The sequence below is a fragment of the Streptomyces sp. NPDC005774 genome, from assembly GCF_042871645.1.
Lineage (GTDB): Bacteria > Actinomycetota > Actinomycetes > Streptomycetales > Streptomycetaceae > Streptomyces > Streptomyces pratens.
The window spans coordinates 184632-209170 of record NZ_JBIAIV010000009.1 but is presented as its reverse complement, the minus strand read 5'-3'; the positions used below and the strand labels follow the sequence as shown (position 1 = coordinate 209170).

General features: G+C 70.9%; 24 protein-coding genes and 1 pseudogene. 17 read left to right on the top strand and 8 right to left on the bottom strand.

Annotated elements, in window-relative coordinates; all coding sequences use genetic code 11:
* Nucleotides 1-15: 15 nt before the first annotated feature.
* From ACFYQA_RS11825 to ACFYQA_RS11810, 4 genes are all read left to right on the top strand, one after another.
* A complete protein-coding gene (locus tag ACFYQA_RS11825) occupies nucleotides 16-813 on the top strand; it encodes an aldose 1-epimerase (RefSeq protein ID WP_388915102.1) in 798 nt (265 codons plus the stop codon).
* Between the two features lie 87 nt (nucleotides 814-900).
* Nucleotides 901-1449 carry an orotate phosphoribosyltransferase gene (gene pyrE / locus ACFYQA_RS11820; protein WP_332429511.1) on the top strand — a complete coding sequence of 183 codons (549 nt, stop codon included), beginning with the start codon at nucleotides 901-903 and terminating at the stop codon, nucleotides 1447-1449.
* A gap of 277 nt (nucleotides 1450-1726) precedes the next feature.
* Nucleotides 1727-2758, top strand: a complete 1032-nt coding sequence (gene fbaA, locus ACFYQA_RS11815) for a class II fructose-bisphosphate aldolase (protein WP_388915099.1) — start codon at nucleotides 1727-1729, stop codon at nucleotides 2756-2758.
* Between the two features lie 194 nt (nucleotides 2759-2952).
* The gene (locus tag ACFYQA_RS11810) at nucleotides 2953-4470 is read left to right on the top strand and encodes an MFS transporter (RefSeq protein ID WP_388915096.1); all 1518 of its coding nucleotides are present in this window, start codon (nucleotides 2953-2955) and stop codon (nucleotides 4468-4470) included.
* Nucleotides 4471-4500: 30 nt separating this feature from the next.
* Here ACFYQA_RS11810 and ACFYQA_RS11805 read toward each other — a convergent pair whose 3' ends face one another.
* Nucleotides 4501-4923, bottom strand: coding sequence for a DUF3151 domain-containing protein (locus tag ACFYQA_RS11805; protein WP_388915093.1), 423 nt, complete (start codon nucleotides 4921-4923; stop codon nucleotides 4501-4503).
* 61 nt (nucleotides 4924-4984) lie between these two features.
* Entirely contained in the window at nucleotides 4985-6589 is a 1605-nt protein-coding gene (locus tag ACFYQA_RS11800) for a PP2C family protein-serine/threonine phosphatase (RefSeq protein WP_388915090.1), read from the bottom strand.
* A 206-nt stretch (nucleotides 6590-6795) separates the two neighbouring features.
* On the opposite strand from ACFYQA_RS11800, the gene ACFYQA_RS11795 reads away from it, so the two are divergent.
* The 4 genes from ACFYQA_RS11795 (at nucleotide 6796) to ACFYQA_RS11780 (ending at nucleotide 10465) form a co-directional block, all read left to right on the top strand.
* Complete coding sequence (locus tag ACFYQA_RS11795; protein ID WP_386393192.1) at nucleotides 6796-7626, top strand: tryptophan 2,3-dioxygenase family protein; 831 nt, start codon at nucleotides 6796-6798, stop codon at nucleotides 7624-7626.
* A complete protein-coding gene (gene kynU, locus ACFYQA_RS11790; RefSeq protein WP_388915086.1) occupies nucleotides 7619-8872 on the top strand; it encodes a kynureninase in 1254 nt (417 codons plus the stop codon). Before ACFYQA_RS11795 ends, kynU begins: the two co-directional genes overlap by 8 nt.
* A 139-nt stretch (nucleotides 8873-9011) precedes the next feature.
* Nucleotides 9012-9431, top strand: a complete 420-nt coding sequence (locus tag ACFYQA_RS11785; protein WP_388915084.1) for a hypothetical protein — start codon at nucleotides 9012-9014, stop codon at nucleotides 9429-9431.
* Nucleotides 9432-9574: 143 nt separating this feature from the next.
* Entirely contained in the window at nucleotides 9575-10465 is an 891-nt protein-coding gene (locus ACFYQA_RS11780) for an alpha/beta hydrolase (RefSeq protein WP_388915081.1), read from the top strand.
* A gap of 42 nt (nucleotides 10466-10507) precedes the next feature.
* Here the strand turns inward: ACFYQA_RS11780 and ACFYQA_RS11775 are convergent, their stop codons facing one another.
* On the bottom strand, nucleotides 10508-11299 hold the full coding sequence (locus ACFYQA_RS11775; RefSeq protein WP_388915078.1) for a hypothetical protein: 792 nt from the start codon (nucleotides 11297-11299) through the stop codon (nucleotides 10508-10510).
* A 156-nt stretch (nucleotides 11300-11455) separates the two neighbouring features.
* On the opposite strand from ACFYQA_RS11775, the pseudogene ACFYQA_RS11770 reads away from it, so the two are divergent.
* The 3 genes and pseudogenes from ACFYQA_RS11770 to ACFYQA_RS11760 all read left to right on the top strand — a co-directional run.
* A pseudogene (locus ACFYQA_RS11770) lies at nucleotides 11456-11773 on the top strand (response regulator transcription factor); the annotation flags it as partial.
* A gap of 163 nt (nucleotides 11774-11936) precedes the next feature.
* On the top strand, nucleotides 11937-13280 hold the full coding sequence (locus ACFYQA_RS11765) for a sensor histidine kinase (protein WP_388915075.1): 1344 nt from the start codon (nucleotides 11937-11939) through the stop codon (nucleotides 13278-13280).
* Nucleotides 13277-13957, top strand: a complete 681-nt coding sequence (locus ACFYQA_RS11760) for a response regulator transcription factor (protein WP_326753881.1) — start codon at nucleotides 13277-13279, stop codon at nucleotides 13955-13957. Before ACFYQA_RS11765 ends, ACFYQA_RS11760 begins: the two co-directional genes overlap by 4 nt.
* Here ACFYQA_RS11760 and ACFYQA_RS11755 read toward each other — a convergent pair.
* Entirely contained in the window at nucleotides 13927-14385 is a 459-nt protein-coding gene (locus tag ACFYQA_RS11755; RefSeq protein WP_326753882.1) for an ATP-binding protein, read from the bottom strand. The two genes, ACFYQA_RS11760 and ACFYQA_RS11755, sit on opposite strands and share 31 nt — an antisense overlap.
* Before the next feature lie 226 nt (nucleotides 14386-14611).
* Here ACFYQA_RS11755 and ACFYQA_RS11750 point away from each other — a divergent pair, with 226 nt between their 5' ends.
* Together ACFYQA_RS11750 and ACFYQA_RS11745 are read left to right on the top strand one after the other, a co-directional pair.
* Nucleotides 14612-15463, top strand: coding sequence for a helix-turn-helix transcriptional regulator (locus ACFYQA_RS11750; protein WP_326753883.1), 852 nt, complete (start codon nucleotides 14612-14614; stop codon nucleotides 15461-15463).
* Entirely contained in the window at nucleotides 15463-15651 is a 189-nt protein-coding gene (locus tag ACFYQA_RS11745; protein WP_388915071.1) for a DUF397 domain-containing protein, read from the top strand. Before ACFYQA_RS11750 ends, ACFYQA_RS11745 begins: the two co-directional genes overlap by 1 nt.
* 10 nt (nucleotides 15652-15661) lie before the next feature.
* Here the strand turns inward: ACFYQA_RS11745 and ACFYQA_RS11740 are convergent, their stop codons facing one another.
* Nucleotides 15662-16087: a hypothetical protein gene (locus ACFYQA_RS11740; protein ID WP_388915068.1), complete on the bottom strand. Its 426-nt coding sequence runs from the start codon at nucleotides 16085-16087 to the stop codon at nucleotides 15662-15664.
* A 385-nt stretch (nucleotides 16088-16472) separates the two neighbouring features.
* Here ACFYQA_RS11740 and ACFYQA_RS11735 point away from each other — a divergent pair, with 385 nt between their 5' ends.
* A complete protein-coding gene (locus tag ACFYQA_RS11735) occupies nucleotides 16473-17690 on the top strand; it encodes a cytochrome P450 (RefSeq protein ID WP_388915065.1) in 1218 nt (405 codons plus the stop codon).
* A gap of 95 nt (nucleotides 17691-17785) precedes the next feature.
* Nucleotides 17786-18004: a hypothetical protein gene (locus ACFYQA_RS11730; RefSeq protein WP_388915061.1), complete on the top strand. Its 219-nt coding sequence runs from the start codon at nucleotides 17786-17788 to the stop codon at nucleotides 18002-18004.
* A 679-nt stretch (nucleotides 18005-18683) separates the two neighbouring features.
* Here the strand turns inward: ACFYQA_RS11730 and ACFYQA_RS11725 are convergent.
* Entirely contained in the window at nucleotides 18684-20345 is a 1662-nt protein-coding gene (locus ACFYQA_RS11725) for an ABC transporter permease (protein WP_388915058.1), read from the bottom strand.
* Nucleotides 20342-21319 carry an ABC transporter ATP-binding protein gene (locus ACFYQA_RS11720; protein ID WP_388915055.1) on the bottom strand — a complete coding sequence of 326 codons (978 nt, stop codon included), beginning with the start codon at nucleotides 21317-21319 and terminating at the stop codon, nucleotides 20342-20344. The genes ACFYQA_RS11725 and ACFYQA_RS11720 overlap by 4 nt, the downstream gene beginning before the upstream one ends.
* Before the next feature lie 150 nt (nucleotides 21320-21469).
* On the opposite strand from ACFYQA_RS11720, the gene ACFYQA_RS11715 reads away from it, so the two are divergent.
* Complete coding sequence (locus ACFYQA_RS11715; protein ID WP_388915052.1) at nucleotides 21470-21973, top strand: GbsR/MarR family transcriptional regulator; 504 nt, start codon at nucleotides 21470-21472, stop codon at nucleotides 21971-21973.
* 80 nt (nucleotides 21974-22053) lie between these two features.
* Here ACFYQA_RS11715 and ACFYQA_RS11710 read toward each other — a convergent pair whose 3' ends face one another.
* On the bottom strand, nucleotides 22054-22947 hold the full coding sequence (locus tag ACFYQA_RS11710; RefSeq protein ID WP_388915049.1) for a diacylglycerol kinase: 894 nt from the start codon (nucleotides 22945-22947) through the stop codon (nucleotides 22054-22056).
* A 185-nt stretch (nucleotides 22948-23132) separates the two neighbouring features.
* Here ACFYQA_RS11710 and ACFYQA_RS11705 point away from each other — a divergent pair, with 185 nt between their 5' ends.
* A complete protein-coding gene (locus tag ACFYQA_RS11705; RefSeq protein WP_386393247.1) occupies nucleotides 23133-24416 on the top strand; it encodes an adenylosuccinate synthase in 1284 nt (427 codons plus the stop codon).
* Nucleotides 24417-24539: the final 123 nt, after the last annotated feature.

The window sequence follows — 24539 nt, the reverse complement described above, 5'->3', positions numbered from 1 at the left end:
CAGTAGGGTCGTCCCGTGAGTGACGAAGACATCACGCTGACCGCGGGCGACGCGGAGGTGACCGTACGGCCGGGGAACGGCGGGCGGGTCTCAGGACTGCGGGTCGGGGGAGTGGAACTGCTGCGGCAGGGCGACCGTTTCGGATGTTTCCCGATGGTCCCCTGGTGCGGGCGGACCAGGGACGGCCGGTTCCGGGACGGGGCGACCGTCCGGCAGTTGCCGTTGAACGCCCCGCCCCACGCCATCCACGGCACCGCCCGTGACGCCGCCTGGCGCACCGCCCGCAAGAGCGCCGACGAGGCCGTGCTCACGTACGACCTCGTGGAGCCTTGGCCGTACCCCGGGCGGGTGACGCAGCAGTTCACGCTAGGCGAGGACGCGCTGACGCTGACCATGGCCGTGGAGACGTATGAGTCGTCCTTCCCGGCGCAGATCGGCTGGCACCCCTGGTTCAACCGCAGTCTCGGTGGCGCGGACGCCCAGGACGTACGCCTCGACTTCACCGCCGCCTGGCAGGAGGAGCGCGGTGACGACCACCTGCCCACCGGCAACCGGGTCGACCCCCGCCCCGGCCCCTGGGACGACTGCTTCGGCATGCCTGACGGGGTCGACGTCACCCTCACCTGGCCGGGGCGGCTGGAACTGAAGGTGACCAGCCGTGAGGAGTGGGTGGTGGTCTACGACGAGCAGCGCGAGGCCGTCTGCGTGGAGCCGCAGACCGGGCCGCCCAACGGGCTGAACACCCACCCGCGTCTGGTCACCCCGCTGGAGCCGCTGGAAGCCACGACCACCTGGACCTGGCGGCGGCTCTAGACGACAGGCTCCGGGGCATGCCCTGCAATGCACGGCTGTGGGGCACGACCTGCGGGGTATGCCCCGGAGCCGTTTACCCTGGCTGTCATGAGTGACGTACGTGGCGCGCTGCTGCAGCAGATCAAGGACAAGGCCGTGGTGCACGGCAAGGTGACCCTCTCCTCGGGGCTCGAGGCCGACTACTACGTCGATCTGCGCCGCGTCACCCTCGACGGCGAGGCCGCCCCGCTGGTCGGCCAGGTGCTGCTGGACCTCACCGCCGAGCTGGACTTCGACGCGGTCGGCGGCCTCACCATGGGCGCGGACCCGGTGGCCGGCGCCATGCTGCACGCCGCCGCGGCGCGCGGCCGGCGGCTGGACGCGTTCGTGGTCCGCAAGGCGGCCAAGGCGCACGGTATGCAGCGGCGGGTGGAGGGCCCGGACATCAGGGGGCGCCGGGTCCTGGTCGTCGAGGACACCTCCACCACCGGCGGCTCCCCGCTCACCGCCGTCGAGGCCGTGCGTGAGGCCGGCGGCGAGGTCGTGGCCGTGGCGACCATCGTGGACCGGGCGACCGGCGCAGCCGAGAAGATCCAGGAGGGCGCCGGGGTGCCTTACCTGTTCGCCTTCGGCAAGGACGAGCTCGGCCTGGACTGACTGACTGACCGGCCGGCCGGCCGCACCGCACAGGCCGGTACCCACCACACCGGTCGGCCGGTACCCACCCCATCGGCCGGTGTCCCGGCCCCCGGCCCCCGGGCCCCGTGTTCCGGCCCCCTCGGCATCCCCCGCATAACGACTCGACCAGCGCCGTCGCCGTGCGGGGCAAGTCTGGGAGGATGGCCCCGACAACGACGTCGCATCCAAGGTTCCAGGTCAGGGCCGACAGTACGCAGTACGCCAACCCGCACGCGCATGCATAAGGAGCGGACAGATGCCCATCGCAACTCCCGAGGTCTACAACGAGATGCTGGACCGGGCGAAGGCAGGAAAGTTCGCCTACCCGGCCATCAACGTCACCTCGTCCCAGACCCTGCACGCGGCACTGCGCGGCTTCGCCGAGGCGGAGAGCGACGGCATCGTGCAGATCTCCACGGGCGGCGCCGAGTTCCTGGGCGGTCAGCACAAGAAGGAGATGGTGACCGGTTCGGTCGCCCTGGCCGAGTTCGCGCACATCGTCGCCGAGAAGTACGACGTCAACATCGCCCTGCACACGGACCACTGCCCGAAGGACAAGCTCGACGGCTACGTCCGTCCGCTGCTCGCGATCTCGGAGGAGCGCGTCAAGGGCGGCCGCAACCCGCTGTTCCAGTCCCACATGTGGGACGGCTCCGCGGAGACCCTTGCCGACAACCTGAGCATCGCCCAGGAGCTTCTGGAGCGCGCCCGCGCCGCGAAGATCATCCTCGAGGTCGAGATCACCCCGACCGGCGGTGAGGAGGACGGCGTCTCGCACGAGATCAACGACTCCCTCTACACCACGGTCGACGACGCGATCCGCACCGTGGAGGCGCTCGGCCTCGGTGAGAAGGGCCGCTACCTGCTGGCCGCGTCGTTCGGCAACGTGCACGGCGTGTACAAGCCGGGCAACGTCGTCCTGCGCCCGGAGCTGCTCAAGGAGCTGAACGAGGGCACCGCCGCCAAGTACGGCAAGCCGGCCGGCTCGCAGCCGTTCGACTTCGTCTTCCACGGCGGCTCGGGCTCCTCGCCGGAGGAGATCCTCACCGCGCTGGAGAACGGCGTCGTGAAGATGAACATCGACACGGACACGCAGTACGCCTTCACGCGTCCGGTCGCCGACCACATGCTCAAGAACTACGACGGCGTCCTGAAGGTCGACGGCGAGGTCGGCTCCAAGAAGACCTACGACCCGCGCACCTGGGGCAAGCTGGCCGAGGCGTCGATGTCCGCCCGTATCGTCGAGGCCTGCCAGAACCTGCGTTCCACGGGCACCAGGATCAAGTAAATCCCGCAGTACGTCGGCAGATGCCGGTAGACGTCGGTAAACGTCGGTAAACGTCAGCAGGCGTCGGTAGATGCCGACCAGTACGTCGGTAGCGCGTAGCCGAGCCCGGCACCCCGCCCGTCACGTCCGTCCGCACCCGTTGCGGCGCGTGCGCGGGGAGTGCCGGGCTCGGCCCGCTTCCGTATGCTCCGAGCATGCCCGATGTCCGGCTGGCCTCACCGCAGGGCAAGTGGATCCTGCTCACCACGGTGCTCGGTTCGAGCATGGCCATGCTGGACTCCACCGTTGTCAACGTGGCCCTGCCGCGCATCGGCCGCGACCTCGACGCGGACCTCGCCGCCCTGCAGTGGACGGTCAACGCGTACATGGTCACGCTGGCCGGCCTGATCCTGCTGGGCGGGGCGCTGGGCGACCGGTTCGGGCGCCGGAAGGTGTTCGTGGTCGGCGTGCTGTGGTTCGCCGCGGCCTCCCTGCTGTGCGGTCTCGCCCCGAACGCCGGTGCGCTGATCGCCGCCCGTGCCCTGCAGGGGATCGGCGGCGCGCTGCTCACGCCCGGCTCGCTCGCCCTGATCCAGGCGTCCTTCCACCCCGACGACCGGGGCCGGGCGGTGGGCCTGTGGTCCGGTTTCGGCGGGATCGGCGCGGCGGTCGGCCCGTTCCTCGGCGGCTGGCTGGTGGACGGGCCGGGCTGGCGCTGGGTGTTCCTGATCAACGTGCCGCTGGCCGTGCTGTGCGCCCCGATCGCCGTCCGTCACGTACCGGAGTCGGACAGCGGGGAGCAGGCCCCCGGCCGCTTCGACGTGCTCGGCGCGGTGCTCGGCGCGCTCGCCCTCGCCCTGGTGACGTACGCGCTGATCGAGGCCGGTGAGGGCTCCCTCGTGGTCGCGGCCACCGGGGTCGCCGGACTGGTGGCCGCCGTCGCCTTCGTGTTCGTCGAGAAGCACCGGCCGCACCCGATGATGCCGCTGGACATCTTCGCGTCCCGCCAGTTCACGGTGATCAACGTGGTGACCCTGTGCGTGTACGCGGCGTTCGGCGGCTTCTTCTTCCTCGCCGCGCTCCAGCTCCAGGTCGCCGTCGGCTGGTCCGCGCTCGCCGCCGGTACGGCGCTGCTGCCCACGACCGCGCTGATGCTGCTGCTCTCCGCCCGCTCCGGCGAACTCGCCGCCCGGATCGGGCCGCGCATCCCGCTCACCGTCGGACCGCTGCTGTGCGCGGCCGGGATGCTGCTGATGACGAGGGTGGGGCCGGGTGCCTCGTACCTCACCGATGCGCTGCCCGCGCTGCTGGTGCTGGGCCTGGGCATGGTCACCCTGGTGGCGCCGCTGACCGCCACCGTTCTGGCGGCTGTGGAGACCACACGGGCGGGCCTGGCCAGCGGTATCAACAACGCGGCGGCCCGCGCGGCCGGCCTGGTGGCGGTGGCCGCGCTGCCGCTGCTCGTAGGGATGGGGCCGGAGGCGTACCGGGAGCCGGACGCCTTCGACGCGGCGTTCGGCCGGGCGATGGTGCTGTGCGCCGCCGTCCTGGTGGCCGGCTCGGTCATCGCCTTCGCGACCGTACGGCGTCCCGCACCGGGCTGCCGCCGCCCCGAATGCCATACGCACGGCAGCGTGGCGGTGCCCCCACTGGAACCCGAGACCGCAGTGGGGCCGGACGGTGGTGTTTCACGTGAAACACCACCGTCCGAGCCCCGGCAACCCGGAACCTAGGCCACCCCAGGGCAGACTCTGGTGCAGGCCCTAGGCCCGCTTCAGCTCCTCGTACGCCTCGGCGCTGCTGTCCTGGAGGAACTGCTTGCAGCGCTCCGCCTCCTCCTTCTCGTCGATCGCCTCGGCGGCGCGGGCGAGGGCGGCGAGGCAGCGCAGGAAGCCGCGGTTGGCGCGGTGGCTCCACGGGATCGGGCCGTGGCCCTTCCATCCGGACCGGCGCAGCGAGTCGAGTCCCCGGTGGTAACCCGTCCGGGCGTACGCGTACGACTCGACTACTCGCCCCGCCTCGAAGGCGTCGTCGGCGAGCATGGCCCAGGCCAGCGAGAACGTCGGGAACTTCGCCACCACCTCGGCGGGCGGCAGGGAGTCCTCGGCGAGCAGGCGGTATGCCTCCTCGTTCTCCGGCAGATGTGTCGGGTCCGGGCCGCCGAGCAGGTTCTTCTGAGTGGTCATGACGCCAGTCTGCCACCTGGCAGGGGGGCCGTTCGGCCGGGCCGCGGTGCCGCGTCGCGGGCTACGTGCCGTGCCCGGGGCGGGGGGCCCGAGCGGTGTCCGAGGGCGGGGCGGCGGTATTCGTCTCCGCGTCCGGGCCCAGGGTGACGGCGAAGAGAGCGGCGTCGTCCTGCAGGGCGCCTCCGGTGTGCCGGGAGACGGCGTCGACCACCGCGTCGAGCACCGCGTCCGGGTCGGGCGGGAAGCGCTGCGACAGCACCGGTACGGGGTCGAAGAAGACGCCGTCCGTGTCGCGGGCCTCGTCGATGCCGTCGGTGAAGAGCACCAGGGTGGCCCCGACCGGCAGGTCGAACCGGTCGACCGGGACCTCGTCGCCGCCGAGGGCGCCCAGGCCCAGGGGCAGGGACGGCGTGGCCGGTTCCAGCGGGCTCGCCTTGCCGTCGTGGACCAGCAGGGGCGCCTCGTGGCCCCGGTTGGTGATGCGGAGCACGGAGTAGTCGGAGGGGATTTCCGCGATGACGGCCGTGGCGAACGACTCGGTCTCCGCACCACTCGCCTCCTCGATGCCGGCCCGCATCCGGTCCTCCAGTTGCCGGACGACACTCGGCAGATCCGGCTGGTGGAGGCAGGCCTCACGGAACGACCCGAGCAGGGCGTTGACCGTGCGGACCGCCTCGAGGCCTTTGCCGCGCACATCGGCGATGAGCATGCGGATGCCGTGGGGTGTCTCGTAGATGGAGAAGAGGTCACCGCCGATGGCGGCCTCCTCGTGGGCGACCTCGTACCGGGAGGCCACGGTCAGCCGCCCCACCCGGTGCGGTGGGTCCGGCAGCACCGCGCGCTGCACCGCCGCCGCCACCTCGCGGCTCGTCCTCAGCTGCTGCCGGTCGCGTGCCAGCAGCACATTGAGGCCTGCCGCGATGACGGTGAGTACGACCAGGCTGGTGAACGCGGTGACGTCGGCGCGGGTCGGCTCTCTTTCCAGGTCCACCAGGGCGAGCCCGACGGCGTTCGCCGCCACCCCGGTGGCGATCGTCCCGCGCAGGGAGAGAATCGGCGCGGCCAGTACGGGGGCGGCCGCGAGCAGGGGGAACGTGCTGACGTTGTTTAAGAGGACCAGATCGAGGACGAAGGCACTCACGAGTAGCGCGGCGGGCAGCCATCGCAGTCGCTGCTCCTGCTTCCCCGTTTCCTTGCGCCCTTTTCGCATACGTGTCCCTGAAGATGATCGAGATCGTTCCGTCCGTGCGACCGGGCCGGGACTGCCGAGGGGCGAGGCCCGAGGAGGGGCGGAGGACCGCTTCACGCCCCGTAGGGCGTCCACGGCGCAAGCGGTGATCCCCTCCCGGGTGCCCGGCACGTCCACCGTCACTCCCGTGTCGTCCGGCTCCAGTGGCTGGAGTACGGAGGACCGGGAGCCGGGCATGGGCATGGGCATGGGCATGGGCATGAAGAACCCCTCGAGCCGCCCGGTCCGTTCCCCGACGAGGGCACGTGCGCCGCTGAGGTGCGCGAAGGTGACGCCGGCCTGGGGATGGAAGCCGTTTTCGGCGTGCGGAACACCGAGGGCGTCCGCGGGCAAGGCGCCGAACGTGCTCCTGCCGGTGCACGAGATGCCCATGAACACCACGACCTGGGAGACCACCACGCCCCGGGAGGTGTTCATGACTCGATCCTCTCAGGGAACCGGACACCCGGCAGGCCCGGAGCGGATCCCGGTCACCCGCCCGGAGCAGTCCCGGAACAACTGTGATCGGGCGGGCCTTGCGAGGCCGGGGGATCATTGCGGAGGATGCAGTGCGGGGACCGGGGCCCCCGTGTCGGTAACGGCAGGGGCGGACCGCTACCCGGAGCACAATTCAGGAGACAGCGATGTCCCACGAGGCTTTTGAGCCGGAGACCCCGCATCTCGACTTCGAGGGCACGACCCCCTACGAGGACTACGTCAGGGCCGACGTCCTCACCCACCTCCAGCACACCCTCTCCGACGATCCCGGAGAGATGGTCTTCCTGGTCACCACCCAGGTGATGGAGCTGTGGTTCACCGTGATCGTGCACGAGTGGGAGACGGCGGCGAACGCGCTGCGGGGCGACGACATCCCCACCGCGGTCGACGCGCTGAAGCGGTCCGTGCGGGAACTGGAGGCGCTGAACGCCTCCTGGAAGCCGCTCGGGCAGCTCACCCCGGCGCAGTTCAACGCCTATCGCGGCGCGCTCGGCGAGGGCTCCGGCTTCCAGTCGGCGATGTACCGGCGCATGGAGTTCCTGCTGGGTGACAAGTCCGCGTCCATGCTCGTCCCGCACCGGGGCGCGCCGCGGGTGCACGCCGAGCTGGAGAAGGCGCTGCACGAGCCGAGCCTGTACGACGAGGTGCTGCGCCTCCTCGCGCGGCGCGGGCACGCCGTCCCCGACGAGGTGCTGCGCCGCGACGTGTCCCGGCGGTACGAGCCGTCGCCGCGGGTGGAGGAGGTCTGGACGGCGGTCTACGCGGGTGACGAGCGGGACGAGGTCGCCCGGCTGGGCGAGGCGCTCACCGACGTCGCCGAGCTGGTGTGGCGCTGGCGCAACGACCACCTGGTCGCCACCCGCCGCGCGATGGGTGCCAAGGCCGGCACGGGCGGTTCCGCCGGGGTGGCCTGGCTGGAGAAGCGGGCACGCAACAACGTGTTCCCCGAGCTGTGGACGGCGCGCTCCTATGTCTGAACCGAGGCTCAGGGCGAAGGAACTGGACGCGGCCGACGGGCTGGCCGCCAAACGCGCCGAGTTCGTGCTGGACGAGGGCGGCGGTGAGGCGGTCTACCTCGACGGCAACTCGCTGGGCGCGCTGCCCGTCGCCGTCCCCGGCCGGGTCGAGGACGTCGTCCGCAGGCAGTGGGGCGAGCTGCGCATCCGGTCCTGGACGGAGAGCGGCTGGTGGACAGCGCCCGAGCGGATCGGCGACCGGATCGCCCCGCTGGTGGGCGCGGCGGCCGGGCAGATCGTCGTCGGCGACTCCACCAGCGTCAACGTCTTCAAGGCGGTGGTGGGCGCGGTGCGCCTGGCCCGGCTGACGGACGGTGCCGCCGGACCCGCCGGACCCGTCCGCGACGAGATCGTGGTCGACGCGACCACGTTCCCCACGGACGGCTACATCGCCGAGTCGGCGGCCCGGATGACCGGCTGCACCCTGCGTCCGGTGCCGCCGTCCGAGGTCCCGGACGCGCTCGGCGACCGTACGGCCGCCGTGCTGCTCAACCACGTCGACTACCGCACCGGCCGGCTGAACGACCTGCCCGCGCTCACGGCCGCCGTGCACGCGGCGGGGGCGTACGTGGTCTGGGACCTGTGCCACAGCGCGGGCGCGCTGCCGGTCGGACTGGACGAGCACGGCGTGGACCTGGCGGTCGGCTGCACCTACAAGTACCTGAACGGCGGCCCCGGCGCACCGGCGTACCTGTACGTGCGTGCGGAGTTGCAGGACCGCTTCGACTCCCCGCTGCCCGGCTGGAACTCCCACGCGGAGCCCTTCGGCATGCGCCCGGAGTACGCACCGGCGCCGGGTGCGCTGCGCGGGCGGGTCGGCACCCCGGACATCCTGTCCATGCTCGCCCTGGAGGCGGCGCTGGACGTCTGGGACGGCGGCGTCACGATCGAGGCGGTACGGGCCAAATCCCTCGCCCTGACGGACTTCTTCCTGGAGTGCGTCGAGGCGTACGTCCCCGAGGGCCGGGTCGAGTGCCTCACCCCGAGGGCGCACGGGGAGCGGGGCAGTCAGATCGCCCTGCGCTGCCAGGACGCCGGGGACGTCATGCGGCGGCTGATCGAGCGCGGGGTGGTGGGCGACTTCCGTCACCCGGACGTGCTCCGCTTCGGCTTCACCCCGCTGTACGTCGGCTTCGCGGACGCGGAGCGGGCGGCCAGGAGCCTGGCGGAAGTGCTGGCGGAGGTGCTGGCGGAGCCCGGACCCTAGGCTCTTTCGTTTGGAGCAGGCCGGAGCAGGCCGGAGCAGGCCGGAGCAGGAAGCGGGGTCCGGTGCCGGGGCCCGCGAGCCCGGCCTGCTCCGAACGAGAGGCCCCGGCCGTGGAGGGGAACGAAGAGAAGGTGACACCGTGTCGGTGCCTTTGACGGGCATGCTGATGCTCATCGGTCTGGCTACCGCGGCGGCGGGCATCGTGACCGTCGTCCTGATGCTGAACAACCCGCCCCTGCCTCTGCCCGGACTCTGCGCGGTTCTCGTTCTGACCTCCGGTTCTTCGGCAGTGGCCGTGTACTGCTACGGCTGGTTCTCCGTCACCATGGGAGGGTCGTTTCCCGAGTTGTGCGCGAACCGGGCCGCCTCCGGTGCCGAGTCGGCAGGCATCGGGCAGGAGCACCGGCCTCTTCGCAGCGCTTGCGTCTCCTCCGACGGCACCACGGTGGGGCACCTCTCCATGTCGATCAACGTGCTCGTCCGCGTACTGGCGGGTCTTGCCGTCGTCCTGGCCTGTGCCGGCGCAGTCCTGCGCCGGCGGGCCCGGTCGTCTTTCTGACAGGAGGGGAGCGGCCACCCCGGATACGTTCACCGTGCGTGATATCCCCATGTCCCCGCCCGTCGTCGGGCTGATACGGTCCCGGCCAACGGCCGAATTCTTCTCTCGACCGTCAAGTACGTTTGATCGCTGAGAGGTTGAGCATGACGGACGACGTCGCAGCCGCCCGGTCCGCAGCCGAGGAGGAGTCGCTCTTCTCCCACTCGCCGGTCGCGCCCGACGCCACAGCGGCCTACGGCGACGATCCGGACCAGGTGGTGGACTTCTACGCCCCGCGGGATGCCCAGGGCCCTGCCGGCGGGAGCGTGCCGCTGGTCGTCGTCCTGCACGGCGGTGCCTGGCGGGCGCCCTACGACCGGCGGCACATCAGCCCGTTCGCCGGCTTCCTGGCCCGCCGGGGCTTCGCCGTGGCCAGTGTCGAGTACCGGCGCGGGACGGGTGAGGCGGGCGAGGCAGGCGGTGGGGGCCCGGTCGCGGGGCGGTGGCCGGACACCTTCGACGACGTCGCCGCCGCGCTCGACGCGCTGCCCGGGCTGGCCCGTCGGCACCTGCCCGGCGCCGACCCGCACCGCACGGTGGTCACCGGCCACTCGGCGGGCGGCCACCTGGCGCTGTGGGCCGCCGGCCGCCACCTGCTCCCCGCCGACGCCCCCTGGCGCACCGACGGTCCCGTGCCCCTGCGGGGCGTGGTCGCCCTCGCTCCGATCGCCGACCTCGCGGTCGCCGACAAGCTGGACGTCTGCGGCGGTGCGGCACGCCAACTCCTCGGCGGTGAGCAGGGGTTCACCGAGCGGCAGCCGTACGCCGATCCCGCGCTGCTGCTGCCCACCGGTATCGCGACCACCGTCGTCCAGGGCCGTACCGACGCCGATGTCCCGCAGGCGGTCGCCGAGTCGTACGCGGACGCGGCGGCCAAGGCCGGTGAGGTGGTGGGGCTGACGTTGCTGGAGGACGTCGGTCACTTCCCGCTGATCGACCCGACGGCGGACGCCTGCGCGGTGGTGGCGGAGGAGATCGCCCAGCTCGCTTGGTGAGGAGGGGGAGGGCGCCTCGGCCCTCCCCCTCCCCCACGTGCGTCACATGGCTTCGTAGCCGCTCTCGCCGGGCTTGCGGCAGGCGACGATGTGGGACACCGGGATGTCCCCGAAGTAGTCCATTTCATCGGTCGCGCCCACGGGCGCCATGATGATTACGGTCGCGGTCTCCAGGGAGTCGCTGTTGGCGAAGAGGGTCGGCTTGGTCAGGAGCTTGCTTCTCGCCGGCGGAGCATCGAACTGGTACATGCCGGAAACCTGGATGGTGTAGATGTGCCGGTCCGAGCTGGCGAAGCCGCCGCATTCCTCATTGAGCGCCATGGACACCAGACGCTTGTTGGGACTCCTGACGTGTTCCTGGGAGTATTCGCGTGGTCTGCTCAAGAACGTGGTCAGTTCGGTACTGAGGGACGCCGGCTCCCATGAGCGCATCCCGTTGGTCTTTCTGATCAGTTCGGGGGGACGCGTGTCGGCGCGGTAGAAAGTCATCTGCCCCACCGGCCCGGCGCACGTGTAGTCGTGTGTCGGTTCTGCGGTCTTTTTGACCGTGAGGTTCTCGGGCTTGGGCGGTACCGGTGGCGGTTGCCTGTCCGCCGGCATGCGCTGCACGAACGCACGGTCGGCGTAGGCGGCGGAAGCGGTCTCCGGGGTCGCTGTGCGCTGCGCCGGGCGGCCGTGACCGTGGTCGGCGCGCTGTTGCTCATCGAGTGCGCGGGCCACGGCCGCGTTCCCCGCCGTGCGCTGCAGAGCCAGCAGTCCGGTGACGGCACCCGGCGCGTCCGTGCGCCGTACCCGCCCTTGGCCGTTGGTCCTGTCGTCCCGTTGTTCCCGCACGCGCACAGGTGTTCCTTTCCTTGGCAGACCGTTCATCACTACCAGTGAGGGGAGCCGGGGTGGAGGGCCTCGGGGGCACACCTCGGGAAGCCGGGCCTGGTCCTCGGGGGCACCGCCGTATGCGCCATTGACCGGTTCCGGGCCCGGGAAGGCCACGCTCCCGGCGATGCGCTGCTCGCGCCCGGCATCACCCGGCGGCTGAGCGCCGAGTTCGCCCGCCTGGAGGACAGGCACCGTTTCCCGCTCAGGCAGCGCGTCGGCGATCTCACCGAGCGGGAGACGGAGGAGACGGAGGTGCTCGGACTGATCGCGCAGGGCCTGTCCGACGCGGAGATCGCGGTGCGGCTGGTGGTCGCCGAACAGACCGTGAAGACCCATGTGGGCCGCATCCTGGTGAAACTGGGCCTGCGGGACCGCACCCAGGCGGCGGTCTTCGCGTACGAGTCGGGGCTGGTCCGGCCGACGGGGTACTGACGCGAGGGGCGGCCCGCCCGGGTGCCATGTGAGCCGGGGCGCCGGGGGCCGCCGGCCCTCTCCCCGTACGACTTTTCGCCCCCTTGTAGTACCTGAGACGGAGGCCCGGGAACCCCTCTCGGCGGGGACGCCCCCGGTCACCCGACCGGCCTAACGTGTGACCGTGACTGAGACGACCCACGCCCATCCCGCGGCCCTGTCGCCCGGGGACTGGGCCAAGACCCGCAGCCCGGAGTACCGGCTGGCCCGGAACGCCCTGCGCGGGCTGCGCCACGACCTGATCCACAACGCGTTCGCCTGTCGGCCGCTCCCGCGTCGCGAGATGAACGGCCGACTGGCACGGCTGCTGCCCGCCCGCCTGCGGGAGCACGCGGGCTGGGCGCCGCACGCCTTGATCGTCGCGCTCGCCCCCCTGGCGTTCGGCGTCTCCGACGGTTCCTTCAGCGTGATCCTCGGTCTGCTCGCCGGGATACCGATCCTGATGACCCTCGTCCGGCCGGTCGGCGCGTTCTGGCTGTCCATGGGGGCCACCGTCATCTCCGCCCTGTTCGGCAACACCTGGGGCGACTGGCCGTGGTCGCCCGCCTCCATCGTCTGCCACCTCACGGTGCTGACCGTCGTCGCGCTGCGCACCAGACCCCGCACCGCCGCCTGGATGTGGGTGATCACCGCCCTGTACGGGGGCCTGGCCGAAACCCTGCTCGACCCGCCCGGTGCGTACGATTACAGCACCAACACCGCTCCTCTGCTGGTCTACTCCGCGCTGATCCTGCTGTGCGTGGCCGTGTGGCACATCCGGCGTTCGGCCGAGGAGGAGGTGACCGCCCAGCAGACGGTCACCGCGCACGAACGCTCCCGGCGCACGCTCCTGGAGGAGCGCACCACCATCGCCCGCGAGCTGCACGACGTGGTCGCCCACCACATGTCGGTCGTCGCCATCCAGGCCGAGGCCGCGCCCTACCGGGTGGAGAACCCGCCGCCCGAGCTGGAGCGCGCCTTCGCCACCATCCGCGAGAACGCGGTGGCCGCCCTCACCGAGCTGCGCCGGGTCCTCGGCGTGGTCCGCGCCGAGGACTACGAGGCCCCCGACGCCCCGCAGCCCACCCTCGCCGACCTGGACGCCCTGCTCGCCAACGTGCGGGACACCGGTCTGGACGTGGAGAAAGTGGTGACCGGGGCGGTGCGCGAGCTGCCGCAGGGCGTGGAGCTGTCGGCGTACAGGATCGTGCAGGAGGCGCTGAGCAACAGCCTGCGGCACGCGCCGGGCGCGAGCGCCCGGGTCGAGATCGGGTACGTCCTCGGTGGCCTCGGCCTGCGCATAGTCAACGGCCCGGTCCCCGCACCGAACCTGGTGAAGCCCTCGCCCGGTGCCGGGCACGGCGTCACCGGCATGCGCGAGCGGGTCACCATGCTGAACGGCGAGATGACGGCCGGCCCGACCGACGACGGCGGCTACGAGGTCGCGGTGTTCCTGCCGGTCGCCTCGGTGAACGAAGGTGACGCATGAGCGACGACGACCGCACCATCCGCGTCCTGATCGCGGACGACCAGATGATGGTGCGCGAGGGTTTCTCGGTCCTGCTGAACGCGATGCCGGGCATCGAGGTCGTCGGCGAGGCCGTCAACGGCCGGGAGGCGGTGGACCGGGTCCGCGAACTCGCCCCCGACATCGTCCTGATGGACATCCGCATGCCCGAGCTGAACGGCATCGAGGCGACCCGCGAGATCGTCGCCGCCGACGGCGCCGCGAAGGTGCTGGTGCTGACCACCTTCGACCTCGACGAGTACGTCTACCAGGCGCTGCGCGCGGGCGCCTCCGGTTTCCTCCTCAAGGACGCCTCCGCCCGCCAACTCGCCGACGGGGTACGGATCGTCGCGTCCGGCGAGGCGCTGCTCGCCCCCACGGTGACCAAGCGCCTGATCACCGAGTTCTCCAAACTGTCCGAGGCCCCGCGCCTGATGCCGTCCGCGCACGCGGCCTACGGCGACCTGACCGAGCGCGAGACGGAGGTCCTGGTGCTCATCGCGCAGGGCCTGTCGAACGCGGAGATCGCCGGGCGGCTGGTGGTCGCCGAGTCGACGATCAAGACGCATGTGAGCCGCATCCTGGTGAAACTGGGCCTCCGCGACCGCACCCAGGCAGCCGTCTTCGCCTACGAGGCCCGGCTGGTGACACCGGGCTGACGGGGCTGACGGGGCTGGCCGGGCTGACCGGCGAGTTCGCACCACACGTACTTGCCCCGGTTGCCGAACCTGGAGAGCGGCTGCCAGCCCCACAGGTCGGAGCAGGCCCTGACCAGGGCAAGCCCCCGGCCGCCCTCATCGATGGCGTTGCCGTTCAACTCCGCCGAAGTGTCGGGCGGTTCGGGGTTAGCGTCCCACGCGCCGATCCGCAGCACGCCGGCCGACCAGCGCACCCGCAGCGCGGCGGGCCCCTTGGTGTGCGTCACGGCGTTGGTGATCAGCTCCGCCGCCAGCAGTTCGGCGACGTCGACCAGGCGGATCAGGCCGTGCATCGTGAGGATCAGGCGGAGGGTGCGGCGACTGATGGTCACGGCGCGCGGATCGTTCGGGATGTACAAGGAGTACTCCCAGGACTCGTTTTCGGACATGCGGCAACTCCGTTCGGTGAGGTGAGGGGCGTCGCAGCCGCCGGGCGGTGTCATTGCCGCAACCGTCATGACAGGACGAAGCGGTGCACTTCCGGTACCCCGATGTTCCGTAGCGTGTGCGTCGCGTCACTGACGGTAGAGGAGTAATTTCTCCTCTCGCGAGCTGTTGCCATAATTTGGCACTCGAACGTGGCACGTACGCAGAAGCGTTGGGGAGGGAGAACGTATGGCGCCGAGAAGTAATCCCACCGCTCGGCAGGTGCGGCTGGGGACTGAGTTGCGCAAGCTGCGCGAGGCGACGGGCATGAAGGCGCGCGAGGTGGCGGCGTTCCTGAACTCGACTTCCGCGCAGATGAGTCAGGTGGAGTTGGGCATCTCAGGCGTCAGCGCGGAGCGCGTTCGTCGGCTGGCAGCTCATTACGTCTGCGGGGACGAGGAGTTCATCGACGCTCTGGCGTCCTTGGCCAGTGAGCGGTCACACGGCTGGTGGGACGACTACCGGGGAGTCCTGCCGCAGGTGAACATGGATGTGGCCGAGGCGGAACATCACGCGACCTTTCTGCGGGAGGTCGTGATCACGCACGTTCCCGGGCTCCTCCAGACCCCGGACTACGCTCGGGCGGTCTTCAGGTACATGCGTCCTGATCTGCCCGAGAGTGAACTGGCGCCGCGCGTGGAGCACAGGATGAGACGGCGCAAGGCGATCGAGGGTGACAGGCCGACCCCGTACGAGACGATGATTCACGAGTTCGCCCTGCGTATTCGTGTGGCCGACCGCCGGACGGCCGTGTCTCAGCTTCGGCTCATCCTGGACGAGATCGAGGAGGGTCACGCCACCGTGCGGATCATCCCGGTCGACCGGGACGGCTTCGCTGGTGCTGACGCATCGATGATGTATCTGGGTGGGTCGGTGCCTAAGTTGGACACGGGGCTCCTCGACTCACCCACGGGCACCCTGTTCATCGATGCGGCAGCCCACTTGGATCGGCTCCGAACGCTTTTCTGCACGGTGAAGAAGTCGTCGCTGAACCCCTCGGAGTCACGGGACTTCGTTCACCGCTTGACGAAGGAGCTTTGATGAACTGGCGGAAGTCCACCTACTCCGGCGGCGGCGAAGGCAACACCTGTGTCGAGATCGCTGCCCTCTCCACTCGCATAGCCATCCGCGACTCCAAGGTCCCCGCCCGCGCCGTCCTCTCCGTCCCCGCCCTCTCCTTCGCGGCCTTCGTCGAGCACGTGAAGCGAACCGCTCGACCAGGGGCGTGATTCCGGGCGTTCAGTGGCCTCCCTGGTTCCTGACACAGGGGCCCGTCCCCGGCTGGGGCTCGAGGTAGGCGCCGTGCACCTCGCTGGTCAACTCGTCCTCCGCCACGCGACCGGACACGCACGCGACCCCCGTGTGGACGCTGTAGAACCCGGGCCCGACATACACGCCGTGCTCCTCACCGCAGCCGAGACGACTCAGCGCCGCCGCGATCCGCTCCTCGCCGAAGGCGCCGTGCTCACCGGGACCGCCTTCCTGCCGGACCTTCTCCAGCTCCTCGCGGATGAGCTTTGCCGACGCCTGCCCCCGGGCGTGTTCGTCCGCCGTCATGGATGCCTGCATGCGGTAGGCGTGGTTCTCGGCGTAGTGGGGAGCCTGGTCCCCGTTCTCCCCGTTCTCCCCGTTCTCCCCGTTCTCCTTCTGGGGTGTGCCGGTCACGCTCGGAACGGGAGATGACCGCAGATCCGAAGGCACCTCGACGGGCTCCGCGCACGTCGGTCGGGGTGTCAAGGAAGGCGGCGGACTCGCCGACCGCGCCTGCTCGCCCCGCTGGGTTCCACACGCGGCCACAGTGACCGCGACAAGGGAGACGGCGACTGCCGCGACTGATCGTCTGATGAACATGGCCAGAGTTTCCCGCCTCGTACGGCAGACGCCATGAGCACGGGTACGCATCCGGCCAAGGTGCTGTGCGAGGCACTGTCTGGTCTCGCTCCGCAGGTCGCAGGGGGCAGCTCCTGGCGGCCCTTCCTGTCCCCATCGGGAAAGCCGCTTTCGATGAGGGCTCTGGGCAGGGGCCCGCTCGGCGGCCTATGGTCCGTCCATGACGGCTGAATCCGACCTTGCGTTCGACCCGTGGGACCCGGCGTTCCTCGCCGACCCGTATCCCGCCTACGCCGAGTTGCGGGAACGGGGCCGGGTGCACTGGTTCGAGCCGACGAACCAGTGGCTGGTCCCGCACCACGCGGACGTCTCCGCGCTGCTGCGCGAGAGGCGCCTGGGCCGGACATACCAGCACCGCTTCACCCACGAGGAGTTCGGCCGGACCGCACCGCCGCCCGAGCAGGAGCCGTTCCACACCCTCAACGACCACGGCATGCTCGACCTGGAGCCGCCGGACCACACCCGTATCCGGCGTCTGGTGTCGAAGGCGTTCACCCCGCGCACGGTGGAGCGGCTGAAGCCGTACATCGAAGGACTCGCGGCGGACCTGGTGTCCGCGCTGGTCGACGCCGGCGGCGGCGACCTGCTGCGGGACGTCGCCGAACCGCTCCCGGTCGCGGTGATCGCCGAGATGTTGGGCATCCCCGAGTCCGACCGGGCCCCGCTGCGCCCCTGGTCGGCGGACATCTGCGGGATGTACGAGCTGAAGCCGTCAGGGGAGTCGGCGACGAAGGCCGTCAGGGCCTCGGTCGAATTCTCGGAGTATCTCCGGGAGCTGATTGCCGAGCGTCGCGCAAAGCCCGGCGACGACCTGATCTCGGGGCTGATCGCGGCACACGACGAGGACGACCGCCTCACCGAGCAGGAGATGATCTCCACCTGCGTGCTCCTGCTGAACGCGGGCCACGAGGCGACGGTGAACTCCACGGTCAACGGCTGGGCGGCGCTGTTCCGGAACCCCGGTCAGCTGGCCGCCCTCCGCGCGGACCACTCCCTGGTCCCCACCGCCGTGGAGGAGCTGATGCGCTACGACACCCCGCTCCAGCTCTTCGAACGCTGGGTGCTGGACGACATCGAGATCGACGGCACGGTGATCCCCAGGGGCGCGGAGATCGCCATGCTCTTCGGCTCCGCCAACCACGACCCGGCCGTCTTCACCGACCCCGCCCGCCTGGACCTCACCCGCGCGGACAACCCGCACATCTCCTTCAGCGCCGGCATCCACTACTGCATCGGCGCGCCCCTGGCCCGTATCGAACTGGCCGCGTCCATGACGGCGTTGCTGGAGAAGGCCCCGACGCTGAGCCCGGCGGAGGAGCCGAAGCGCAAGCCGGACTTCGTGATCCGAGGACTGGAAGGGCTGGTGGTCGAGGTCTGAGTCCGCCGTCCCGAACCGCGTCGCCCATGGGCGGACGGGGCGCCGGGCCCGTTCCACAAAGGGGACCTCAGCGGATTTTCGCGAGAGTTGCGGGGGTGACCCGCGTATGCCGCAAGGTGCGGTCCGGACGCGGACGGACCGCGTCTCACCTGCCGTACCCGGGGTTCAACGTGAACGGTCTCGGCACCCGCACCGCCGTACTGCTGCCGGCGGGCGCCGGCGGCACGGACATCGCTTTCCTGCGCCCCGCTGTCGGAGGCGCGCTTCTTGTGGGCCTGGCCGTGGTCGCCCTGCTTCACAACCTGCTGCGGTGACCCCGTTCAAGAACCGATGCCCTTGCGTATGGCTGGAAACTGCACTTCCTGCGTCTTGCGCATATACCCCCAAAGGGTTCGCGTTCATGCGATGGAGGGTGTCCCGCCGGGTGGTGCAGGGGATCTCCGCGGTCCCGACGCTGCGGGGCCGGAAGCGGATGCCTTGCCGAAAAGCGTGAGCAGTCGACGGGCATGTATCACGTGAGCGCTCAAATGAGCGACATCAGGACAGTGGCAGCCAAAGTGCTCACGCCTTTGGGACGGTGTGTCCTCCCCGGGGCGCGGACGCGTGTCCCGGCATCGTGCACGTCGAGGCCGCCGTGCCACCGGGCGGTCGTGGAAAACCGCGCGCACGAGCAGCCGGCCGCCCCGACAGGGCCCGATGCACCGTCACTCGACCTCCCGCCCGCCGAGCAGCACCACCGGCCCCGACCCGTGACGCCACCTTCAGATTCCTTGCGCCACCCGCAGGGACACCATCAAGCGATGGGGAGCTTGTCCGAACGATCTCACCGTGGCGGGAGCGGGCCGGCAGCATCGGGTGTGCCGAGCGGGCCCGGTGCGCGTACGGCTGCCGCCAAGGACAACTGCTGGGAACTGCCCAGGCCGGCGGCCTCCATCGCCGTCGCAGTGGATGCGCGGTGCACCGCGACGGGCGCCCGGGCAGGCACGGCTGCCGCTACTTCGTCTCCAGGTCCCGCCGTCGGAAGCCCGCCAGGCCCAGCCACACCAGGCCGGCGGCGACGAGGGACAGCAGGAGCAGCGGGGTCCAGTTCATGTCCGCGGCGGGGAGCCGGGGGACATGTCCGAACGGGGAGAGGTTGTTCATCCAGCTCGGGAACTGGAGGATCTGGCCGAGGTAGCCGACCACGAAGGCGTACACCGGCACGATCCAGGCCGCCTGGCTCGCCCGCGGGAACCAGCCGAAGAGCACCACGGTCACGCCGACCGTGACCCACAGGGCGGGTGCGTAGGCGACGGCCGCGCCCACCAGGTCCGGCAACAGTCCGGCGTCGCCGGTCGAGGCCGCGCCCGCGATGCCGAAGCCGAGCCCGGCCAGCAGCAGCACGACCGTACCGCCGCCCATGGCCACGGCCAGGTGGCCGCCGACCCAACGGGCGCGCGAGAGGCCGGTGGCGAGGAGGGGTTCGGCGCGGCCCGCCGTCTCCTCCGAGCGGGGCCGCAGGGCCGCCATGACGACGTACACCGCCGCCACGACCGTCAGGACGACCATGACCATGGAGGCCAAGGACTCGACGACGCCGGCCCCGCCGATGCGGTCCAGGGCCTCCTGGATCTCGTCGATGCCCTTCAGCATGTCCTCGGCGTCCCCGAGGATCGAGCCGTACATCGCGCCCATCAGGAACAGGCCGGCGCCGAAGCCGATCAGCGTGCCGCGGTGCAGTCGCAGGGCGAAGCCGACCGGTGTGGTGAGGGCGGCGGAGGCAGTGGGGCTGCCCGGCTTCTCCGGACGCAGGCCCGCGCCCACGTCCCGCCGGGTGGAGAGCACGAACCCCGCCGCCGCGCACATCACCGCGAACACCAGACAGAGCAGCAGCGGCCACCAGCGGTTGTCGACGTACGGGTAGCTGCGCTGCACCCAGCCGATCGGGGACAACCAGGACAGGGTGCCGTTCTCGCCGCTGTCGCCGACGGCACGCAGTACGTAGGCGACGCCGATGACCGCGAGCGCCATACCGGACGCGCCGCGGGTGTGCGCGGTGAACTGGACGGTGACCGCGGCGACGGCGGCGAAGACGAGGCCGGCGGCGGCGTGGTCGAAGCCGTAGAGCAGCGAGCCCGCCATGTCGATGCCCTCCATTCCCAGTCCGGCCAGGCCGAAGGCCAGCAGCAGGGCGAGGGCGAGGTTGGTCAGGACGGCGACGGACAGGGCGGCGGCGAGGTGGGCGTGGCGGCCCACGACGGTGGAGCGCACCAGCTCGGCGCGGCCGGTCTCCTCCTCGGCACGGGTGTGCCGGGTGATGATCAGCACGCTCATGAGGCCGACGAGGACGGTCATGAAGCCGAGCATCTGGTGGCTCAGTATGGAGCCGAAGCCGTCGTCGCCGAGGTAGTGGCGGGGGCCGGACATGGCCAGGCCGGCCGGGCTGTCCACGCTCCTGACGGCGTTCGCCCGGTCCTGCGGGTCGCTGTACAGCGTCCTGAAACTGTTCGCCGTCATGAGCGTGCCGAGGAACAGGGCCAGGACCCACACCGGGAGCCGGATCCGGTCCCGGCGCAGGGCGAAGCGGATCAGCGTCCGGGTCCCGGCCAGCGCGTTGCCGCCCGCGACCGGTCCGGCCGGTGCCGGCGCCTTGGCGGTGGCCGTCGCGGTGGTCATCGCAGGTCTCCGTCCGTGCCGTGCCCGTCCGTGCCGTGCCCCTTCGAACTGTGCCCCTTCGAACCGTGCCCGTTGGCGGCGAGCTCGCTGCCGTAGTGGCGGAGCATCAGTTCCTCCAGGGTCGGCGGGTGGCTGATGAGGCTGCGGATGCCGAACTCGGTGAGTTTGCGGACCGCTGCGTCGACCTGGCCGCCGTCGACGGCGAAATGGACCCGGCCGGTGGCCTCGTCGAGGATCCGCAGGTCGTGGACGCCGGGCAACTCGCCGAGGCCGGTGGTGGGCCGTTCGGTCTCCGCCTCGATGGTGGTGCGGGTCAGGTGGCGCAGCTCGCCGAGGGTGCCGGACTGGACGGTGCGTCCCAGCCGGATGATGCTCACGCGGTCGGCGAGCTTCTCCACCTGGGCCAGGATGTGGCTGGAGAGCAGGACGGTCCTGCCGGCCGCCTTGGCCTCGCCGATGATGTCCTGGAAGACGACCTCCATGAGGGGGTCCAGTCCTGCGGTCGGCTCGTCGAGCAGCAGCAACTCGGCGTCGGAGGCGAGCGCGGCGACGATGGCGACCTTCTGCCGGTTGCCCTTGGAGTAGGCGCGGCCCTTCTTGGTCGGGTCCAGGTCGAAGCGCTCGATGAGCTCGGCGCGCCGTTTCCTGTTCAGGCCGCCGCGCAGTCGCGCCAGCAGGTCGATGGCCTCACCGCCGGTGAGGTTCGGCCACAGTTCGACGTCGCCGGGGACATAGGCGAGGCAGCGATGGAGCTCCACGGCGTTCGCCCACGGATCGCGGCCGAGTACCTGGATGGCACCCGAGTCGGCACGCAGCAGACCGAGCATGACGCGGAGGGAGGTGGACTTTCCGGCGCCGTTCGGGCCCAGGAAGCCGTGGACCTCGCCGGTCTCGACCTCCAGGTCGAGACCGGCGAGTGCGTGCGTGCGACCGAACGACTTGTGGAGTCCGGACACGGTGATGGCCTTCGTCATGCTTCGGAAAGTACGCTGGTTTCACAAATTTATGAAGTTAAGGAAGTGTATAAATGTCGGACTAGACTGGTCGATGTTGCTGAGCTGCGGATACGGGTGCGCAGCGGGCGGACGGGATGTGCAGGGGCCGAGGGCGGAGACGGGTGGATCATGACGAAGGAAGGGGCCGGGCAGCCGGAGCGGGACCTTGAGGCGGTCTCCCGGTTCGTCGAGCACTTCGCCGCGCAACTGGTGGCGGCCGGGCTGCCGCGCATGCCGGCCAGGGTCTTCGCGGCCCTGCTGGTCTCGGACACCGGGGCCAGTACCTCCGCCGAACTGGGGGAGACGCTGCGGATCTCGCCCGCCGCGGTGTCCGGAGCCGTGCGCTACCTGGACCAGCAGCACCTCGTCTCCCGCGAGCGGGAACCCGGCTCGCGCCGCGAGCGCTACCGCGTGCACGGCGACCAGTGGTACGAGGCCCTCACCAACCGCGAGGCCGTCATCCGGCGCTGGCAGGACGCGCTGCGCGAGGGCGTCGCCAGCTTGGGCCCCGGCACCCCGGCAGGCCGTCGGCTGGGGGAGACGCTGGCCTTCTTCGAGTTCGTCGAGAAGGAGATCGAGGCGATCATGGACCGGTGGCGGGTCCACCGGGAGGAGCACTTCGGCCGCGACTGACCCGAGGCCCGTCCGGTGAACCGGCCGTCGTGCGGCACCGGCCCGTCGCAGCGCACCGGCCCTTCGCATGGCGCCGCGGCTCACACCGGCAGCGTCAGCCCCCAGGCGTCCTCCCGGGCCACCCACGTCCGGGTGCCCACCGGCCCGGACACCAGGGCGTCCGCCCGGTAGCGGAAGTGCGCTCCCGACACCGTCACCGTGTGCCCCTCGGCCAGCAGCGGCGCCGCCTCCGCGCCGACGGACACCGGCCGCACCTCGACCCGGGCGATCCCGCCGGGCCCGGGGACGATGGAGACGGACTCCACCGGCTGACGCAGGTCGATGAGAATCTTCCCGTCGACCTCCACCCGCAGCCGGACCGGCCCGCCCTCGGGGGCGGAGGCGACCCGGGGCGGCCGGACCGGCACCAGGGTCCGTACCAGGGACTGGCAGGTCCTCAGCCACGGACGCTGCCCCGCCCAGGGGGCCCTGTAGGGGTCCTCCGGGTCCTCGGCCTCTTCGGCGTCCTCCTCCCGTACCCGGTCGGCGCCGACCGGCGGAATCCGTACCGCGCCGAGCACCACGCCGTCGCTGTCGTCCACCAGCAGGTTCATCCGCCGCTCGGTACCGTCCAGCACGGCGCGCGCCGCGGCCACCGCCCCCGTGGGCACCCCCAGCGACCGGGCGAGCGACAGCGCACCCCCGACCGGTACCAGGGCGAGTCCGCAGCCGGTCAGCTCCCGCTGCCGGTGCAGCAGGCCCACCGCCCGCATCAGGGCCCGGTCGTCGCCGACCAGTACCGGACGCCGGGAGCCCCGCCGGGCGAGCGCGCGGGCGAACTCCTCCGGCCCGTCCGGCAAGCACACTTTCATCGTCGCACCCCCGCTGAGCACGTCTTTCGCGATACGTACGGACTCGCCGTCGCTGCGGCGGGCGACCGGATCGATGACCACCAGGAGCTGATCGGACGTCGGGGAAGTCGCCACCTCGGCCATGCCTCGCTTCCTCGGGTAGCATCTTTGTGCAAGAGCCCCTTGCGCTGTTGCGCAGGGGCTTCGTCTATTCCGGGGCATACGGTCCGACGGTTGGCGGCCACGGTGGTCGCGGTGTGTGCGCGGCGGAGATCCTCCGCGTACGCCCCTGACCCTGGACATGCCCCGCCCGGAAGGGGTGTACGCGCGTGCCCGCACTTGTGCTGCTCGGTGCTCAGTGGGGTGACGAAGGCAAGGGAAAGGCGACGGACCTGCTCGGCGGATCCGTCGACTACGTGGTGCGTTACCAAGGCGGCAACAACGCCGGCCACACGGTGGTCGTGGGCGACCAGAAGTATGCCCTCCACCTGCTCCCTTCCGGAATCCTGTCTCCTGGTTGCACTCCCGTCATCGGCAACGGTGTCGTCGTCGACCCCTCTGTCCTGTTCTCCGAGCTGAGCGGGCTGAACGAGCGTGGCGTCGACACGTCCAAGCTCCTGATCAGCGGCAACGCACACATCATCACGCCGTACAACGTGACGGTGGACAAGGTGACGGAGCGCTTCCTCGGCAAGCGCAAGATCGGCACCACGGGCCGCGGTATCGGCCCGACCTACGCCGACAAGATCAACCGCGTCGGCATCCGGGTCCAGGACCTGTACGACGAGTCGATCCTCACCCAGAAGGTCGAAGCCGCGCTCGACGCCAAGAACCAGATGCTCACCAAGCTCTACAACCGGCGCGCGATCGCCGTCGAGCAGGTGGTCGAGGAGCTGCTGGGCTACGCCGACAAGCTGGCGCCGTACGTCACCGACACCGTCCTGGTCCTCAACCAGGCCCTCGACCAGGACAAGGTGGTCCTCTTCGAGGGCGGCCAGGGCACCCTGCTCGACATCGACCACGGCACGTACCCCTTCGTCACCTCGTCGAACCCGACCGCGGGCGGCGCCTGCACGGGCGCCGGCGTGGGCCCGACGAAGATCAGCCGGGTCATCGGCATCCTCAAGGCGTACACGACCCGTGTCGGCGCCGGCCCGTTCCCGACCGAGCTCTTCGACGAGGACGGCGAGGCCCTGCGCCGCATCGGCGGCGAACGCGGCGTCACCACCGGCCGCGACCGCCGCTGCGGCTGGTTCGACGCGGTCATCGCCCGCTACGCGACCCGCGTGAACGGCCTGACCGACTTCTTCCTCACCAAGCTCGACGTCCTCACCGGCTGGGAGCAGATCCCGGTCTGCGTGGCCTACGAGATCGACGGCAAGCGCGTCGAGGAGCTCCCGTACTCCCAGACGGACTTCCACCACGCGAAGCCCGTCTACGAGATGCTCCCCGGCTGGTCCGAGGACATCACCGGCGCGAAGTCCTTCTCCGACCTGCCGAAGAACGCCCAGGCGTACGTCAAGGCCCTGGAGGAGATGTCCGGCGCCCCGATCTCCGCGATCGGCGTGGGCCCGGGCCGCGACGAGACGATCCAGATCAACTCGTTCCTCTAGTCCGGTCCTGCCGTACCCCGCCGCACCCCGACGTCCCGGTGGCCCGCCCAGGGCCGCCGGGACGTTTTCGTGTCCGGTGCGTCCGGTGCGTCCGGTGCGTCCGGTGCGTCCGGGGCGTTCAGG